This window comes from Asticcacaulis sp., assembly GCF_051954415.1.
In the GTDB taxonomy this organism is placed as follows: Bacteria; Pseudomonadota; Alphaproteobacteria; order Caulobacterales; family Caulobacteraceae; genus Asticcacaulis.
The window spans coordinates 185,229-199,381 of sequence record NZ_JBQCHT010000034.1; the positions used below are offsets into that span (position 1 = coordinate 185,229).

Genomic DNA, 14,153 nt, shown 5'->3' on the forward strand with positions numbered 1-14,153 from the left:
TTCTTACGCTTGTTTCGGTAACTGCCATGGTTATATATCGCGGCAGACGCTTCCCCTCGTCGTGAAAGTTCCCCCATGACCGCTTCCAAACCCCTTACGCCTGGCCTCGTTGGTCTGTTCGCGCTGGCCTGCGGCGTCATCGTCGGCAATCTCTATTACGGGCAGCCGATCATCGCCCTGATCGCGCCGGATGTCGGGCTATCGAAAGAGACGGCGTCCCTGATCGTTTCCCTGACCCAGATCGGCTATGGTCTGGGCCTTTTGTTTATCGTGCCGCTGGCTGACCGCACCGAAAACCGCCGCCTGACCCTGATTCTGTTGGCGGCGGCGTTCCTGAGCCTGCTTCTGGCGGCCATCGCCACCAGTGGCGCCCTGTTCCTGATCGTGTCGCTTTTGATTGGCCTCGCTACCGTGGCGGTGCAGGTGCTGATCCCTCTGGCGGCGCACATGGCAACGGATGAAAACCGCGGCCGGGTGGTCGGCAATATCATGGGCGGACTGGTGCTCGGCATCCTGCTGTCGCGGCCGCTGTCGAGCCTGATCGCCGATCATTTCGGTTGGCGCGCCGTCTATTTCACCGCCGCTGGCTTCATGATCCTTATGGGCGGGCTTCTGGCCTTTACCTTGCCGTCGCGCCAGCCTGAGCATAAGGTCACCTATGTTCGGCTGATCCACTCCCTGACCGTGCTGTGGCGCGCGCATCCGGCCCTGCGACTGCGCACACTATTTCAAGCCTGCATGTTCTGCGCCTTTTCCTTGTTCTGGACGGTGGCGCCGCTCGAACTGGCCAGCCGCTTTCACCTGTCGCAGAGCCAGATCGCCCTGTTCGCCCTGGTGGGGGCTACCGGTGCCCTGGCCGCCCCCTTAAGCGGCCGACTGGCTGATGCGGGGCACACGGTGAAGGCCACCTTCGGCGCGCTGGTCGTGGGGGCAGCCGCCATGCTGATCACGCTTTTGCCCGCCATGCGTGGCGTGATCGTGCTGGCCCTGCTCGGCGTAGTACTCGATTTCTGCGTCCAGATGAACATGGTGCAGGGCCAGCGCGCCATCTATGCGCTCGATCCCTTAAGCCGCGGCCGCGTCAACGGCATCTATATGGCGGGCATCTTCACCGGCGGTGCGATTGGCTCAGCGGTGGCCAGCACGCTGTATGAAACCGGCGGCTGGGAATATGTCGCCCTGGCCGGCGGTCTGGCTCCGCTGCAGGCACTGGGCGTTTTTGTGACGAATTATAAGAAGGCCTAATCTCCTCCCCATCATGATGGGGAGGTGGCATTTGCGCAGCAAATGACGGAGGGGCGCCCCTCCACCGCTTCGCGGTCCCCCTCCCCACTTCGTAGGGAGGAGATTTTTTTGTTACACCACCTCATCCGGCGCTAATGCACACGGGTGCGCGCCATCGCTCATTTCGATCTGGATGGTGGTGTGGATAATGCCGTGGTGGTGCTCCAGTTCCTCAGCCACCTCATGCAGGAAGGCGTCGCCCGGATGCCCCCCCGGCATGGTCAGGTGCGCCGTCAGGGCCACCTCGGTCGTGCTCATGCCCCAGATATGCAGGTCATGGACATCGGTGACGCCCGGCTGCTCCGCGAGGAAGGTCTTGACCTTGCCAAAGTCAATATGCGGCGGCACGCCCTGCAAAGACAGACGCACGGAATCGCGCAACAGGCCCCAGGTGCCCCAGACGATGACGGCCGAAACAACGATGCTGAGCAGCGGGTCGAGCCAGGCCCAGCCGGTCAACAGCAGGACCAGACCGGCCACCACCACCGCCGCCGAGACCACCGCATCGGCCGCTAGGTGCGCGAAAGCCGCCTTGATGTTCAGATCGCTTTGCCCTTGCGCGAACAGCCAGGCGGTAAAGCCATTGACCAGGATGCCGGCGCCGGCCACCCACATGACGAGATCACCCTGCACCGCCTCATGCGATGAAAAGCGCTGCACGGCTTCCCACACAATACCGCCCACCGCCACCATCAGCAGGATGGCGTTGAAAAGCGCCGCCATGATCGAGGCGCCGCGATAGCCGTAGGTGAAGCCGGCCACCGGCTTCTTCTTGGCCAGCCACCACGCCGCCCAGCTCAGGATCAGCGAAATCACATCGCTGAAATTATGGCCGGCATCGGCCAGCAGGGCCAGTGAATTGGCCTTCAGGCCGTAGATGATCTCGGCCAGGATAAAGGCAGCATTGAGCGCCGCCGCCCACAGGAAACGCGTGCCGAAGTCAGTCGGGGCATGGGAATGGCCGTGTCCTCCATGTCCGCCATGCGCGTGGCCGTGGTCATGAGAATGGGCGTGGTGATCGTGGGCCATGGGCGGGTCTCGGCTGTAACTATACCGCCAGCTTAGAAGTCTTGCGCGGCCAAGACCAGTGGCACGCAAAAATAAATATCCAAATCAACACGTTAGAATATTATAACATCACATTTGACGGACTATTCCGGCTGTGCGATTGCTGCGGGCGTATAACAGGGACACCGCCATGCTTCACACCACCCGCCGCGCCGCGCTTTTCAGCCTCGCCCTGCTGGCGGCCATGCCCGCCCTGCCGACTATGGCGAAGGATCATGCGGCTAAATGGATTCCCACCTGGTATGCCTCGCCAGAGCCCTCCGGTGTCGACGCGAAAATCAGTGACAAGACCCTGCGCCAGATTGTGCGGATCAGCGCCGGCGGCACATCGGTGCGGCTGCGCCTCTCCAATACCTATGGCGCCGCCCCGCTGAAACTGGAGGATATCCATGTGGCGAAGCGCCTCACCAGCAGCCGTATCGATCCGGCCACGGACAGTGCCGTCACCTTCAACGGCCGCGCCAATGTCACCATCGCGCCCGGTGCCTATGTGCTCAGCGATCCCCTGCCGATGACGTTGGCCGCCGACAGCGATCTGGCGATCAGTCTTTATGTGCCTGAAGAAACCCCACTGGTGACGGTTCACGATATCCAGCGCGGCGTGCTTTATGTCGCCGATGGCCGTGCCAGCAGCGCGCCTGAGATACCGGAGGCGAAGACCGATATCGGCATTGGCAATGCCTTCCCCTGCCTGGCCGAGGTCGAGGTCTCCGGCTCGCCGGCGAAGGCCGCGCTGATCACCTTTGGCGACTCGATCACCGATGGCTACGGCATTACCCCCGACCAGGGCCGCACCTGGCCTGAGCTTTTGAGCCGCCGCCTGCACGAGGCAGGCATCAGGCTCAGCGTCGTCAATGCCGGTTTGAGCGGCAACCGCCTGCTGCATCACGGCCAGTGGGCGCGCTTCGGCGAGGGCGGGCTGTCGCGCTTCGACCGTGATGTGCTGGCCCAGCCGAACGCTGGCGCGGCCATTGTGCTGATCGGCATCAACGACCTGGGCCATGCGCAAGGGCCCGGTTCGGACGGTTACGTCTCGGCCGATGATCTGATCGACGGCCTGAGCCAGACGGCGGCGCGCGCCCACGAACGCGGCCTGAAAATCTATGCCGCCACCCTGACACCTTTCCGCGATACGGTTTTCGAAGGCTATTTCTCCGAGGAGAAGGAAGCCTCGCGCCAGGCAATCAATGCCTGGATACGGAAACAAACCGTCTTCGATGGCGTGATCGATTTCGACAAGGCGGTGGAAGACCCTGCCGCGCCGGGTCATCTGCGGACCGAATACGATGTCGGCGATCACCTGCATCCAAATGATGCCGGTGCGGCGGCCATGGCGGCGGCCATTCCGCTCGGCCTGTTCAAATGACCGCCTGGAAAGACCGTCGGATACTGGACTTACTGGGGATCGGCCTGCCGATCATCCAGGCGCCGATGGCCGGCGCCAATGGCGCGGAGATGGCGATTGCGGTCAGTCAGGCCGGCGGTCTGGGCTCCCTGCCCTGCGCGTTGTTATCGCCCGAACAGGTGCGCGAGGCGGTGCAGCATATCCGGACGCAAACCGCCGCCCCGTTCAACCTGAACTTCTTTTGCCATGCCGCGCCAGATCCGGACGATCCGGCCGTGAAAGCCCGACTGGCGGCCTGGCGGCGGCACCTGACGCCCTATTATGAAGAGGCCGGCCTGTCCGCCGATACGCCGGCGCCGCAGTCAGGACGCGCACCGTTCGATAATGCCTGGTGTCGCGCGGTCGAGGATATCCGGCCACCCGTGGTCAGCTTCCATTTCGGCCTGCCGGCCCCGGACCTGCTGGCTCGCGTGAAAGCCACCGGCGCCAAAATCCTGTCCTCGGCCACCACGGTTGCCGAGGCACGCTGGATTGAGACGCGGGGCGTGGATGCGGTCATCGCCATGGGCGCCGAAGCCGGCGGCCACCGGGCGTCTTTTCTGCAAATGGACATGTCGCGGCAGGTCGGTACTTTCGCGCTGGTGCCGCAGATCGCGGATGCCGTATCCGTGCCGGTCATTGCCGCCGGTGGTATTGCCGATGGCCGGGGCGTGGCCGCCGCGCTTGTGCTGGGGGCTTCGGCGGTTCAGGTCGGCACGGCCTATCTGCTGACCAGGGAAGCGACGATCAGCGACACCCATCGCGCGGCGCTTATGAGCGCCACGGACGACGGCACGCAGATCACCAATATCTTCACCGGGCGCCCGGCGCGCGGCATCAGCAACCGCGCCATGCGGGAACTTGGCCCGCTGTCGGACCTGGCGCCGGATTTTCCCCTGGCCGGCGGGGCACTTGCCCCGTTGAAAGCCAGCGCATCACTGAATGGTGCCGCCGAATTCAGCAATCTGTGGGCTGGACAATCCGCGGCATTGGCCAGACCTACCGACGCGGCCACCCTGACCAAGGCACTGGCGGCGGAGGTATTGGCGCGATAACAATAACGGATTACGATAGAAAGAGCCCCCACCACCCCGCTCTTCGAGCGCGGTCCCCCTCCCCGACAGGCGGGGAGGTACAAGAATGGCCTTAGGCGGCCATGCGGTGCCAGACCTCGTTATCGACCTTGCGGGTGTCGAGTTGGCCTATCTTCTGTTGTGCGAACATCAGTTCCATCGCCATCTCGTTCAGCGACTTGAAGCTGGCATCCACGCTTTCCAGCCCGCCGCCGGTTGAGGTGACGAAAAACTGGGCCGCATTGATGCGCGGCATCTTCAGGTGGATCAGGTAGGCCAGTCTGCGGGCGCGTTCGGGATTATTGCGGTGCGCCTGGACATCCTCGGTGAACATTTCCTTGCCCAGTTGCGCGATGTAATCGGCACTGAGCGCGGAAAAGCGATCGGCGTCCAGCGGCTGCATCATGCGCGTGGCGTCGATATCGAGGATGAGGTCATTCAGTAAAAAATACAAAACGCTACCTGTACTTGGTTGTGGTCGATGCTCACCCTAACCCAGAGGTTTTGTTATTCCGTTGAAAGACAAGGTAAATCAGCGATTCATCATATCCTCGACCTTCTCGGTCAGGAAATGGCGGCCCTCCGGATCCTCGATTTCGACTACCCAGATATCGGGATCATACCGGGCCTGCCGCGCGATCCAGGCATCGAGATCGGCCTCGTCCTTCGTCTCGACCGGGCGCATCCACACGCTTTCCTCACCTTTCTGGGCCTCGCGCAGCACATAGGTGTCGCGCGTCCGCAGGTTCAGCACCTTGACCAGCACGGCACCGAACGACTTCTCCCCCCGCCGCGCAATAAAGGCGAAACTGCCCGCCTGCTCGACCCGGCGCGTAAGCGCGCTCACCCAGAGATCGCTTGATAGTAACATTTGGCTAACCCTGATTGGAAACGCCGTCTAAAGCCTGATGGTCTATAAAGGATGAAAAGACATTCCTGACAGTCCCTGTAAAGCCGTTTTATGAACCTCCGTCCTTATGTCAAAAAGCTTGTGCTTGCGGCCACTGCTGCCACAGCCTGCATAACGGCGCCTCTCGTGGCCCAGACGGCGGACGACTATACCCTGCCGGTGGTCAAGCGGTACTTCATGGTGCAGGCCGATGCGCGCTGCCACCTGCTCGATGGCCCGACCAGCCAGGCGCTGAAGGCCGGATATCTGCAAGCCCGGAACGACGCCCTGCGCGCCGGCCTCAGCATGGCCTATCTGGCGCCCTGGCTGGAAAAGGCCAAGGCCGCGGCAGATCAATCCGATTGCGCCGCGCCGTCACTGATGGCCGAGGTCAATACCGCCGAGGGCGGCTTCCGCCGCTTCATGGCCGTGCCGCATCTCGAACTGGCCTCCGGCCGCACCGAATGGCGCGCCAACCGCGCCTATGGCGACGACCAGGTGTGGCGGCTGGTGCAGTATCAAAACAGCGACCAGGCCGATATGGCCTTTGGTCTTTATGGCGGACTGCACCAGAACCGGTTCAGCCTGATGGCAAGGTTCAAAGACGGGACACGGCCCTACAGCGCCCGCCTGCTGGTGCGCAATACCGATATCCTGACATCGGGCCTGATCAACCGCGCCCCGTATGGACTCAGCGACAGCCTGCCCATCGGCTTTTCCGATTACAGTTCACTGAGCTTCATGGCCAGCGGCATCAGTGATATCGCCATCGACCTGCGCCCTGCCGTGAGGACCAATATCGCCGGCTTCACCCTGACCGGCGCCTATGCCGGCACGCAGGCACCGGAAGCCGCCCAGCGTTTCGATTTTCCGAGCCGCGCCTGGCTGGCGATCGCCAAACTCGATCCGCGCGAAGATATCGTGGTCGAGTTTTCGACCGATAAGGGCCCGCTCTATGCCCGCTTCGAGGTCGGCGATTTTATCACCGGCCTGAGCTATGTCGCCCTGCCGGCGCCCTATACACACAACCAGGTCAATACGCGCCTCTGATTTGGCTTGACTCATTCATAGCCAAATAGCTATACGTCAATCCATAGCCATTGAGGTATGAATTGACACCCTCGCCCGACATTCTGTTCCGGACCCTGGCCGACCCGACACGGCGCGCGATCTTCGAGCGCCTGTGCCGAGACGGTGAAACGACGGTCGGCGGCCTGACCGAGCAGGCCGGCGTTTCCCAGCCCGTTGTTTCCAAACATCTCGGCCTGCTGAAAGAAGCCGGCCTGGTGCGCGGTCGCGTCGATGGCCGCCAAACCCATTACAGTGCCCGGATCGGCGCGCTGTCTCCGCTGATGGAGTGGACCAGCCAGATGGCCGGCTTCTGGGAAAGCCGCTTCGATGATCTTGAAAACCTGCTGAACAGGATGGACCAATGAATATCCCAAAAAACTGGAGTGCATGGATACGTCAGAGCCACCGCTGGGTATCGATCGTTTTCACCCTGCTGGTCACCGGCAACTTCGTAGCGATGGGGCTGAAGCATCCCATGACCTGGCTGACCTATGCGCCGCTGCCACCGCTTTTTTATCTGTTGTTCACCGGCCTTTACATGTTCGCTTTGCCTTATATTAGGCCACGCGCGCCAAAAAACGCTATTGCCGGGAACTAATAATGTCAGACGCGCCACGCCTGCTTTCGGGCGGCAATCCGCAGATCAGTAAGGGCGAAGGCGATGCGCCGGTGCAAGCCTATATCTCCGCCATGCCCGGCTGGAAAAGCGAGGTCGGAAAGCGGCTGGACGCCCTGATCGAGCGCACGATCCCCGATGTGCGTAAGGCGGTCAAATGGAATTCGCCCTTTTACGGCACGTCGGAAAAGGGCTGGTTTCTCAGCCTTCACTGCTTCACGAACTATATCAAGATCGCCTTTTTCAATGGCGCGCATCTCGATCCCCTGCCGCCCGGCGCCTCTAAACAAAAAGAGGTTCGGTATCTCGATATACGAGAGACTGACGCCATGGATGAGGCGCAACTGGCTGACTGGATCAGGCAGGCCAGCCACTTACCCGGCCAGAAACTATAAGGAAACGTCCATGAAAAAACCGCTGAAGAGCACCGCCGGCATTCCCGCCGCGCAACTGATCGACGAAAACATCGCCGAATACCCGGACTGGCGCGGCGATACCCTGGCCACCTTGCGCCGGCTGATAAAAGAGGCCGATCCGGAGATGGTCGAGGAATGGAAATGGAATATTCCGGTCTGGTCGCATGACGGCATCATCTGCACCGGCGAAACTTACAAGGCCGCCGTCAAGACGACCTTCGCCAAGGGGGCATCGCTGGCTGATGCGGAGGGCCTGTTCAATTCCAGCCTGGAGGGCGCCACCCGCCGCGCCATCGACTTCCGCGAAGGCGACGCCATCAATGAAGCGGCCTTCAAGGCGCTGGTTCGTGCCGCCGTTGACCTGAATGCCAGCAAACTCAAGAAGGGCAAAGCCTGATGACCGCTGTCGAAACCCGTTCCGTCGTCGTCGAGCGTGACTTTCCGCATTCGCCGGAAAAGCTGTGGCGCGCCCTGACCCAGCCGCACCTGATGGAAGACTGGCTGATGAAAAATAATTTCCACCCGGTGGTCGGCCATAAATTCAACCTGCGCGGCGACTGGGGCGGCGTACTGGATTGCGAAGTGCTCACCATCGAGCCAGGCAAGACCCTGGCCTATAGCTGGGACTTCGCCAACGAAAATCCGGCTTTTGATCTGAAAAGCGTGGTCACCTTCACCCTGACGCCGACCGATACGGGAACGCATCTGCGCGTGGAACAGGCCGGTTTCCGTCCGGACCAGAAGCAGGCTTTCGGCGGCGCCCAACATGGCTGGCAGGGTTTCCTGGGCAAGCTGGAAACAGTCGTTTCTGAGCTAGACTAGCTCTTCGGCGGGCGGATCACGAAGTCGCTGAACCGGCTTAAAGACTCCGGCGTGTGGCTGATGTCCTCCAGCGGATTATGTATCGCATACCTGGTGGCGTTTTGGGCCGCCCGCGCGAAGGCTTCCAGCGACTGAACCGCGCCTTGCGGTTCCGGCTGGACGGATCGGTTATTAACCGGCATGGGCATGGGCAATTCGGGCTGCTCGTCTGCCTGCACCACCGGCAGGGATACCGTCACGGTCGTGCCTTCGCCCAGGGTGCTGGAAAGCGTCAGGCTGCCACCCAGCAGGTGCGCCATGGCCTTGACGATCGACAGGCCGAGCCCCGTGCCCATGGCCCTCTGTTCCGCCGGCCCGGACTGTTCGTAGGGCTGGCCGATCCGGTTCAGGTCTTCGGCCGAAATACCGATGCCGGTATCGGTAATGATGATATCGACTACGTCTTCCCGCTGGCTGAGACCGAGCCGTACATCCCCGCCCTGCGGTGTGAATTTCACCGCGTTCGACAGCAGGTTCAGGCAAATCTGCTTGATGGCGCGCTTGTCGGCGCTGACCAGAAGCGGCATTTCCGGCATCTGGCTGATGATATCTATCGCCTTTTCATGCGCCTGGCCGCGGATCAGACGCAGCGCTGCCGAAACGGGCTCACGGATATCGAAACTTTCCAATGCCAGTTCATATTTCTGCGCCTCGATCTTCGACATATCGAGCACGTCATTGATCATGTCGAGCACATGCTGGCCGGATTCCCAGATCAGTTGCGCATATTCGGCATATTTCGGCGGCAATTCGCCGAACATCTTCAGGCGCATGATATCCGAAAAGCCGATCACGGCATTGAGCGGTGTGCGCAGTTCGTGGCTCATACTGGCCAGGAACTGCGTCTTGCCCTTGTTCAGGTTTTCGGCCTCGATGCGCGCCGCCTCCAGCGAGGCTTCATGGGCATGTGACAGCGAGGCGTCGTGCATGACGCCGTAGACGCGGCCATCCAGCCCCCGACGCAGCGACAGGAGCACATAATGATCCATGGCGGCGTGGGGCGTAAAACCGACATCGGCTCGTCCTTCCATTACGGCGGTTTCGATCGCGGCCTTGACCGCCATACGGTCCGGCACATGCGCCGAAGCCGGCAGGCCCAGTTGCAGCAGCGCCTTGAGGTCCAGCCCCGCCGGCGCCTCGCCATAGGCCGCCACCACCCGGCCGTCGCCATCGAGACAGATCAGCAGGCCGGGCTGCTCCGTCAGGAGTTTCAGCAGGCGGTCGCGGGCCTCCTCGGCCTCGCTGGCGCGCTCGGAGCGCATCCGCAGGGCCGGCAAAACCGCCAGTCCCAGCCCGGCGACAATCGAGACATTGGCGATGACCGACAACCAGAAACCTTCCTGTTCGTCGGGCAGTTTGATACCGTGCCACACGCTGATCATGATGCCGAACAGGGTGACGCCGAAAGCCAGGGAGGCCCCAAGCGTGATAAGGGTACGCTGGTTAAGCACCACGGCCGCCAGCAGCGGCAGGGTACACCATACGGCCAATGGCCCGGATATACCCCCGGTAAAGGCCACGGCCAGCAGGGCGCCGACCGCCCAGACCCACATCAGGGCCTGGCGCATGAACTGGCTGTCACGGCTGAGCAGGATCACACAGGCTGCGCCGGGCACGGTGATGACCACCAGCGCCGCGATCACCAGAGGCGAGGCCGGCAGCAGCAGCAGGCCCATCAGCCCGAAGAGCGTGTAGCCCGCCCAGCACAGGTGCCAGACTACGACGCTTAACCGCAGACCGGGCAGGCGTCCGCCTTCAGCGGCATTCGGGCCCTCATCCTGAAAGTAGGCTTTAAGCGACACGCCTGCGTATTTCCCTAAAGACGAACAAAAACATCCCGGCCTATATAATAAGCATCTGAATTTTAGCCAGAAATGTGACATTGCCCACGGATATCCCTCACAGCGGGAGATTCCGGGCGTCCCATATTACAAAACCGGGTCTTTTTAACTATGGCACGGGTCGGGGTAACCGATGTTTAATACCCCCTGCCTAGATTGACATTTTGTGCCGCGCGTCCTGACCACCGCGCCGCCTTCAGGGTGTTGTATGTCTTTCCCGCAGCCGGCAGAAGCGCCAAACTGGCCCCTGGAGGCCGCCCGCGACGCGGCGGCGGAAGCGGCGGCGAAGACATCCGGCCAGGATGATTTCGGCAGGCGCGCCTTCCTTCGCATGGTCAGCCACGAACTGCGCACCCCGCTCAACAGCATTATCGGCTTTTCCGACATCCTGAACCAGGAGCTCTACGGCCCCCTCGGTTCGCCGCAATATGTCGAATATGCCGGCATTATTCGTGACAGCGGCAAGAAACTCCTGAGCCTGTTCAATAATGTGCTCGATATCGTCCGCCTCGAAGGCGGCGGCGGTCTGGCGCCGATGAACGAGCCGGTTCTGCCGATCATCGAGGAAGCCATCGCCAAGCTCCGCCCCCAGGCCACGGCGGGCAGCGTCACCCTCTATAACCGTGTTGCTGACGAAGACCTGCACGCCTGGCTGGACCCGCGCGGACTGGCCTCGTGCCTCGATCATCTGCTTCGCAATGCCATCGAATTCAGCCCGGCCGGTGAGATTGTCGAAATCAATGCCCGCCAGGCGGACGGCCATGTCATCCTCACCGTCTTCAATCGCGGCAACGCCCCCGACCAGGGGGAGGTCGAGCGGCTGATGAAACCCTTCGAGCAGGGCGAGAACGCCGAGAACCGCCGCCATGAAGGCGCCGGCCTGGGCTGGGCCGTCGTCCGGCTCAATGCCGAGGCCATGGGCGGCGCCTTCGGCGTTGTATCGCGCAAGGGCGAGGCACTGAAAGCGATAATCCGCCTGAAGGCGATTTAAAGCCGATCGAACCTCATCCGGGACTATTGCAACTTCACGCCTTGATCCTGATGCCCTAAGCCGACATATAGACGAAAGTCCACCACGAGCGCCCCTATGTCAGAATTCCAAGCCCGCCTGAATGATCTGCTCGACGAATTCGAACTGTTCGATGACTGGGAGGAACGTTACCGGTATATCATCGACCTCGGCAAGGATCTGGCGCCGCTGAAGCCGGAAGAAAAGACCGAGGCCACCAAGGTTCTGGGCTGCGCTTCGCAGGTCTGGCTGGTGATGGATAAAGGCCCGGAAGGAATCCTGCGCTTTCGTGGTGAGTCCGACGCCTTTATCGTCAAGGGACTGATCGCTGTGCTGATCCGCCTGCTCGACGGCCTGGCCTACAGCGAAATACAGGATTTCTCCATCCGTGACACGCTGGCGAAACTGGGCTTGAACGAAGCGCTTTCGTCTCAGCGCACCAACGGCCTGATGTCTATGGTCGAGCGCCTGAAAAAGGCGACGGCCTGAGCCGTAACCTTTCTCTGCATCCTCAACTCAGACCACCATTTCCATCAGGTTGGTGCTGAGCAGCTTGACATCAAACGGGTCCGGCGCGCTCTTCAGGCATTTTTCCAGGTGTTCCAGCCGGATATCGAAGGCCCGGTCATCACGCAAATCCTCCACCAGGCGGCAGGCATAACCGGCCGTCGTGCGATCGCGACCGAAAGCCGCGCCGATACGTGCCAGCGGCCATTCAAAACTGACATAGGCCAGGTACATGGCCACCTGCCGCGCCCGCGCCGCACGGGCCTGGCCACGGGTCGCGCTGCGGATCTGGTCCGCCGGAACGCCTGTCGCCAGCGCCACAAGGTCCATGACAAACAGGGCACGCGCCACATCGCGCCGCAAGCCATCGCCGCGCCCCTGCGCCCGGCTGTCACGCATAAAATTATCCGCTGTATTTTGTGCCTTTATCATCTGAACTCCCATCGCCTGTGAGCCGTGTGTAACCCACGGACAAAATCATAGGCGCGCCCCAGGAAGAGAGGATAACTTTCCTATCCAAAAACGTGAATAGGTATAATTTCCTTTTTAAAACACGTTAATGGTGTTATTTTTGTTTAAATTTATCAAAAGTTGCATCCGCCACTTGTCCAAAAAAAGGGCATAGATGATTTAAACGTTCAGGGATAAAGGGATGAAGCACGGCCCGTCGACTGTTTCCGTCAGGATATGTGCCCGCCGAACAGGCTTACGAAGCGGACCTTATGCCCGACTGCACCAGATCGACCTTGCCGATCAGGGCGTCATGGCCCAGGATCATATCGACATTGACGCCATCGGATGCCAGGGGCAGACGCAGCCAGAACAGGCTGAGTCCCTTGGCGCCGCGCCAGGCCATGGAATGCAGGCCGACATTGGGCTTGCCGGTCTCGACGACAAAGGTGAGGTGTTCGGCCCAGTATTGCGCTTCCGGTTCGGTATAGATGCTGTCGAGCCGCTTGCCGGTGATTTCCTCGCCATAGGCCGCAAAAAGCTCAGTGCCGGCCAGGCGCTGGCGAAAGACTTCGGGATTGTTTTCAGGATTGGGGGACAGCACATCGATCAGGCTGATAGTCGGCAGGCGGCGCTTGATCGCCACCGGATCGAGGTCTTGCCGCGAGGGCAGCCTGCCGCACCGGCGCAGACTCTTCCAGTAACGAAAGATATCTTCGTGCGAGCGCAGGGCCGCCAACATATCCGAAGCTAAACCAGCCATAAGTAAAAGTTTGTCTGCCCCTTCGCTAAACCCCGTTCCACTGGAAAAACCAAGGATAAGGTCTTCGCATACACACCTACAAAATGGAACAAGACGCGAACACTTGAATCAAGTCTGTATAAAACAGTCCATGCCCGCGAATCACCCAAATTCACCTTCTCTTAACTGGTGAATCCTTGGCAAGCAAAAAAGGGTTAACGCAGACTTTATCCAGAACGCGCTAATCCGCAGTTTCATGGGGATTAACAGGCATCGGCTAAGATATACGGACCTTTGCGGGGGCTTCCCCAGCGTCAAACTTTGGTCAATTGAGTCATATTGGCCACACGAATATACTGCCGCCGCTCTGTATAAAAATGCGATCCGTATGATGATCTGGAAATAAAAAGCCCCGGCTTATGCAGCCGGGGCCTTTGGTAATCTGAGTGAAGCACAAGCTTATGCCTTGCTGGCGCGGCCCTTGCGGGTGACCTGGCGGCCGCCCTGGCCCAGGCCCATCTGTTTGGCCAGGTCCGAACGCGCCTTGGCGTAGTTCGGCGCGACCATCGGATAATCCTTCGGCAGGTTCCACTTGGCGCGATAGTCTTCCGGGCTCATGCCGTACTTGGTGCGCAGGTGGCGCTTCAGCGACTTGAACTTGCGGCCGTCTTCGAGACAGACAATAAAATCGGAAGAAATTGACTTCTTGACTGAAACAGCCGGCTCCTTGGGCGCTTCGACCTTGGTTTCTTCGCCGGAAGAAATAGAGTTGAGCGCAGCATAAACGCTTTGGATCAGCGAGGGCAGTTCGCTGGCCGGCACGGAATTATTACCGACAAAGGCAGAAACGATATCCGCCGTCATGTCCAGGGTGTCCGTCTTGCTTTCCATTATATTGTCCTTTGCACTTTGTGGACTTTACCTATGACAGCAGACTGCAAT

Annotated in this window: 18 protein-coding genes; 11 read left to right on the plus strand and 7 right to left on the minus strand. The window is 60.7% G+C overall.

Going from position 1 to position 14,153, the window contains the following annotated elements:
• The first annotated feature begins 75 nt into the window (after positions 1-75).
• A complete protein-coding gene (locus tag ACTHND_RS12410; RefSeq protein ID WP_440178262.1) occupies positions 76-1,245 on the plus strand; it encodes an MFS transporter in 1,170 nt (389 codons plus the stop codon).
• A 111-nt stretch (positions 1,246-1,356) separates the two neighbouring features.
• Here the strand turns inward: ACTHND_RS12410 and ACTHND_RS12415 are convergent, their stop codons facing one another.
• Positions 1,357-2,313, minus strand: a complete 957-nt coding sequence (locus ACTHND_RS12415; RefSeq protein WP_440178263.1) for a cation diffusion facilitator family transporter — start codon at positions 2,311-2,313, stop codon at positions 1,357-1,359.
• 169 nt (positions 2,314-2,482) lie between these two features.
• Here ACTHND_RS12415 and ACTHND_RS12420 point away from each other — a divergent pair, with 169 nt between their 5' ends.
• On the plus strand, positions 2,483-3,718 hold the full coding sequence (locus ACTHND_RS12420; protein ID WP_440178264.1) for an SGNH/GDSL hydrolase family protein: 1,236 nt from the start codon (positions 2,483-2,485) through the stop codon (positions 3,716-3,718).
• Entirely contained in the window at positions 3,715-4,791 is a 1,077-nt protein-coding gene (locus tag ACTHND_RS12425; protein ID WP_440178265.1) for an NAD(P)H-dependent flavin oxidoreductase, read from the plus strand. Before ACTHND_RS12420 ends, ACTHND_RS12425 begins: the two co-directional genes overlap by 4 nt.
• A 91-nt stretch (positions 4,792-4,882) precedes the next feature.
• Here the strand turns inward: ACTHND_RS12425 and ACTHND_RS12430 are convergent, their stop codons facing one another.
• Positions 4,883-5,263, minus strand: a complete 381-nt coding sequence (locus tag ACTHND_RS12430; protein WP_440178266.1) for a hypothetical protein — start codon at positions 5,261-5,263, stop codon at positions 4,883-4,885.
• 78 nt (positions 5,264-5,341) lie between these two features.
• Complete coding sequence (locus tag ACTHND_RS12435) at positions 5,342-5,680, minus strand: DUF1491 family protein (protein WP_440178267.1); 339 nt, start codon at positions 5,678-5,680, stop codon at positions 5,342-5,344.
• Between the two features lie 90 nt (positions 5,681-5,770).
• Between ACTHND_RS12435 and ACTHND_RS12440 the strand changes: the two genes are divergently transcribed.
• From ACTHND_RS12440 to ACTHND_RS12465, 6 genes are all read left to right on the plus strand, one after another.
• Positions 5,771-6,748: a hypothetical protein gene (locus ACTHND_RS12440; RefSeq protein ID WP_440178268.1), complete on the plus strand. Its 978-nt coding sequence runs from the start codon at positions 5,771-5,773 to the stop codon at positions 6,746-6,748.
• A 62-nt stretch (positions 6,749-6,810) separates the two neighbouring features.
• The gene (locus ACTHND_RS12445) at positions 6,811-7,134 is read left to right on the plus strand and encodes an ArsR/SmtB family transcription factor (protein ID WP_440178269.1); all 324 of its coding nucleotides are present in this window, start codon (positions 6,811-6,813) and stop codon (positions 7,132-7,134) included.
• Entirely contained in the window at positions 7,131-7,367 is a 237-nt protein-coding gene (locus ACTHND_RS12450) for a hypothetical protein (protein ID WP_440178270.1), read from the plus strand. Before ACTHND_RS12445 ends, ACTHND_RS12450 begins: the two co-directional genes overlap by 4 nt.
• 2 nt (positions 7,368-7,369) lie before the next feature.
• On the plus strand, positions 7,370-7,780 hold the full coding sequence (locus ACTHND_RS12455) for a DUF1801 domain-containing protein (protein ID WP_440178271.1): 411 nt from the start codon (positions 7,370-7,372) through the stop codon (positions 7,778-7,780).
• A 10-nt stretch (positions 7,781-7,790) separates the two neighbouring features.
• Complete coding sequence (locus ACTHND_RS12460) at positions 7,791-8,198, plus strand: DUF1801 domain-containing protein (protein ID WP_440178272.1); 408 nt, start codon at positions 7,791-7,793, stop codon at positions 8,196-8,198.
• On the plus strand, positions 8,198-8,623 hold the full coding sequence (locus ACTHND_RS12465) for an SRPBCC family protein (RefSeq protein ID WP_440178273.1): 426 nt from the start codon (positions 8,198-8,200) through the stop codon (positions 8,621-8,623). The genes ACTHND_RS12460 and ACTHND_RS12465 overlap by 1 nt, the downstream gene beginning before the upstream one ends.
• Here the strand turns inward: ACTHND_RS12465 and ACTHND_RS12470 are convergent.
• Positions 8,620-10,464: an ATP-binding protein gene (locus tag ACTHND_RS12470; protein WP_440178274.1), complete on the minus strand. Its 1,845-nt coding sequence runs from the start codon at positions 10,462-10,464 to the stop codon at positions 8,620-8,622. The two genes, ACTHND_RS12465 and ACTHND_RS12470, sit on opposite strands and share 4 nt — an antisense overlap.
• Positions 10,465-10,711: 247 nt before the next feature.
• Here ACTHND_RS12470 and ACTHND_RS12475 point away from each other — a divergent pair, with 247 nt between their 5' ends.
• Entirely contained in the window at positions 10,712-11,494 is a 783-nt protein-coding gene (locus tag ACTHND_RS12475) for a sensor histidine kinase (protein WP_440178275.1), read from the plus strand.
• Between the two features lie 96 nt (positions 11,495-11,590).
• Positions 11,591-12,001, plus strand: a complete 411-nt coding sequence (locus ACTHND_RS12480; RefSeq protein ID WP_440178276.1) for a SufE family protein — start codon at positions 11,591-11,593, stop codon at positions 11,999-12,001.
• Between the two features lie 27 nt (positions 12,002-12,028).
• Here ACTHND_RS12480 and ACTHND_RS12485 read toward each other — a convergent pair whose 3' ends face one another.
• From ACTHND_RS12485 to ACTHND_RS12495, 3 genes are all read right to left on the minus strand, one after another.
• The gene (locus ACTHND_RS12485; protein ID WP_440178277.1) at positions 12,029-12,418 is read right to left on the minus strand and encodes a helix-turn-helix domain-containing protein; all 390 of its coding nucleotides are present in this window, start codon (positions 12,416-12,418) and stop codon (positions 12,029-12,031) included.
• A gap of 307 nt (positions 12,419-12,725) precedes the next feature.
• Entirely contained in the window at positions 12,726-13,232 is a 507-nt protein-coding gene (gene mopJ, locus ACTHND_RS12490) for a motility/cell cycle regulatory protein MopJ (protein WP_440178278.1), read from the minus strand.
• A gap of 438 nt (positions 13,233-13,670) precedes the next feature.
• Positions 13,671-14,102 carry a MucR family transcriptional regulator gene (locus ACTHND_RS12495; RefSeq protein WP_090650868.1) on the minus strand — a complete coding sequence of 144 codons (432 nt, stop codon included), beginning with the start codon at positions 14,100-14,102 and terminating at the stop codon, positions 13,671-13,673.
• Positions 14,103-14,153: the final 51 nt, after the last annotated feature.

Coding starts and splice junctions, on each gene's coding strand:
- ACTHND_RS12410 (WP_440178262.1), top strand. CDS start 76: ATGACCGCTTCCAAACCCCTTACGCCTGGCCTCGTTGGTCTGTTCGCG.
- ACTHND_RS12415 (WP_440178263.1), bottom strand. CDS start 2,313: ATGGCCCACGATCACCACGCCCATTCTCATGACCACGGCCACGCGCAT.
- ACTHND_RS12420 (WP_440178264.1), top strand. CDS start 2,483: ATGCTTCACACCACCCGCCGCGCCGCGCTTTTCAGCCTCGCCCTGCTG.
- ACTHND_RS12425 (WP_440178265.1), top strand. CDS start 3,715: ATGACCGCCTGGAAAGACCGTCGGATACTGGACTTACTGGGGATCGGC.
- ACTHND_RS12435 (WP_440178267.1), bottom strand. CDS start 5,680: ATGTTACTATCAAGCGATCTCTGGGTGAGCGCGCTTACGCGCCGGGTC.
- ACTHND_RS12440 (WP_440178268.1), top strand. CDS start 5,771: ATGAACCTCCGTCCTTATGTCAAAAAGCTTGTGCTTGCGGCCACTGCT.
- ACTHND_RS12450 (WP_440178270.1), top strand. CDS start 7,131: ATGAATATCCCAAAAAACTGGAGTGCATGGATACGTCAGAGCCACCGC.
- ACTHND_RS12455 (WP_440178271.1), top strand. CDS start 7,370: ATGTCAGACGCGCCACGCCTGCTTTCGGGCGGCAATCCGCAGATCAGT.
- ACTHND_RS12460 (WP_440178272.1), top strand. CDS start 7,791: ATGAAAAAACCGCTGAAGAGCACCGCCGGCATTCCCGCCGCGCAACTG.
- ACTHND_RS12465 (WP_440178273.1), top strand. CDS start 8,198: ATGACCGCTGTCGAAACCCGTTCCGTCGTCGTCGAGCGTGACTTTCCG.
- ACTHND_RS12475 (WP_440178275.1), top strand. CDS start 10,712: ATGTCTTTCCCGCAGCCGGCAGAAGCGCCAAACTGGCCCCTGGAGGCC.
- ACTHND_RS12480 (WP_440178276.1), top strand. CDS start 11,591: ATGTCAGAATTCCAAGCCCGCCTGAATGATCTGCTCGACGAATTCGAA.
- ACTHND_RS12485 (WP_440178277.1), bottom strand. CDS start 12,418: ATGCGTGACAGCCGGGCGCAGGGGCGCGGCGATGGCTTGCGGCGCGAT.
- mopJ (WP_440178278.1), bottom strand. CDS start 13,232: ATGGCTGGTTTAGCTTCGGATATGTTGGCGGCCCTGCGCTCGCACGAA.
- ACTHND_RS12495 (WP_090650868.1), bottom strand. CDS start 14,102: ATGGAAAGCAAGACGGACACCCTGGACATGACGGCGGATATCGTTTCT.